The 1,798-nt window shown below is 66.5% G+C and carries 2 protein-coding genes; both read right to left on the reverse strand.

What is annotated here, in order from left to right; all coding sequences use genetic code 11:
• Positions 1–48: 48 nt before the first annotated feature.
• The gene (locus G6020_RS13425; protein WP_182610961.1) at positions 49–393 is read right to left on the reverse strand and encodes a hypothetical protein; all 345 of its coding nucleotides are present in this window, start codon (positions 391–393) and stop codon (positions 49–51) included.
• Between the two features lie 320 nt (positions 394–713).
• A partial coding sequence (locus G6020_RS13430; protein WP_182610962.1) for an AAA family ATPase occupies positions 714–1,798 on the reverse strand: 1,085 nt, incomplete at its 5' end.

A 1,798-nucleotide genomic window follows, 5' to 3' on the forward strand; every position in this document is an offset into this window, starting at 1 on the left:
TGGGGCCATGGGCGGGGCCACTCCGATTGCTCCCAGTGCCTCGCCACCTCAGGCCTCCATCTTGGAGATCGGCCAGGGTGTGTCCGGCCCGATCACGCGCTTGTGACTCGCGAACTCGGGGCGGACGTGCTCCACGCCATCGACCTCCTTGATGTCGAGCGCCCCTGGCATGTGCGCCAAATCCGGCCTGAACTGCAAGCCGTGGCTGTATTCATCGAAGGACTGTCCGCCGTCGCCAACCGAGTCGGTCGAGGGGAGCCAGACCTCGCCTCTCCGGATCAGACCCGGACATGGACTCAGCGTGCAATCCCAGTCTTCGTCCTTATCGACGTGCACTGAGTACCAACCGACCGGCAGGGGCCGGAAGTCATAGTCGTTGTTGTGTTCGGTCATGCTGATCGCCTCCTGGGCGTCGTTGGTGTCGGCCCCGGGTGTCGTTCCGGAGCAGTGGGGATGTTGGCAATACAGCCCTTACGGGGGTCTTACGAACGCCCCCACCCTGTGGGTGGTGGGGGCGCGTAAGGCTGGCCCCCGAAATATGGGCGACGACTGGCGAACCGTAAGGCATGCGTAAGGCTCTGACCTGCGGCGTAAGGCTGCGAAAGGCTGGCGTAAGGCTGAGCGTAAGACCCCCTCGCTAGCCTTACGCTGACCCCTTACGCGCCTCTTACGCACCCACTCCGCGAGATGCCCCGCGTAAGGCTGTACGGCGGTCACTTCTCGGCCTCCTGTGCGACCAGTCGGACGACTTTCTCCGTCCCCCCGGGACGCCCGGTGAGGCGTTCGTCGCTGGCAACCCGGCCCTGGCCTTCGAGGTTGCCCACCCAGCGGTGCACCTTCGACCGAACACGGCCGAACTCCTCGCCTTCGACGCCCGGGAACAGGCGCTCGGTCAGCTGGCGGACCGTCGCCTCGCCGAGGGCCTCCAGCGCCCCCACGAGGTCTTCGGGTTTAGCCTCTCCTGACCCCTGCACCGGATGGTCGCCCGCGATCACGTGGCACAGCGGGTCCAGGCGTCGTTGGATAACGAGGCACTCGGGGTGGTGGTTCGAGCGCTGGTTCTCCCGCTTAAGTTTCAACCGGTCGCCGACGTAGGTGTCCAACAGCCAGATGGCGTCCACGTCGTCCGACTTCGCGCTGGATCCTCGGGCACCCTTCGAAGTGTCCTTGCCCAGGTGGTCCAGCCGGACGACCGTAGTGCCGTCCCGCTTCAACGGCAGCACCGCGTGACGGTAGAACGCCTGGTAGGTGTTGGCCTCGTTCTCGTCGCCGTCCACCACCCGAGACAGGGTGTCGATCACGACCAGATCGGCCCCGAAGAACCGAGCGGCCGCGTGAACCTGCCGACCGCCCTCCGGGGTGTCCAGGGCCGACAGGTTGGGGAATGACAGGTAGGGAAGCCGGTGCCGGAAGTCGCGTGCCGAGTACCCCAGATCCCGCACCCGGTCCGCGAGGTCGGTCTCGGTGTTCTCCATGTCGATGTACAGCACAGTCACCGGATCGCGAGGCGGCTGGCCCAGCGCCGACCGACCGGTGGCGAGTGCGCAGGCGATGTCGAGGAGCAGTAGCGACTTACCGACCTTCGCCGAGGCGACCACCGCGTATGAGGCCCCCGACAGGAAGACCGAGGGGACCAACCAGTCCGGCTCCTCGGGCGTGTTCTCCAGGACCTCGACCCAATCGAGCGGCACCAGGTGCTCCGAGACCCAAGCAAGAATGTCGGCGTCCCGCTCCAGGGCGCTCTGGATCTCTGCGGGCAGCACCGGCATCACGCCACCGCCTGTCCGTCGCGGGCGAC

It is taken from the genome of Dietzia sp. B19, assembly GCF_014145155.1.
In the GTDB taxonomy this organism is placed as follows: domain Bacteria; phylum Actinomycetota; class Actinomycetes; order Mycobacteriales; family Mycobacteriaceae; genus Dietzia; species Dietzia natronolimnaea.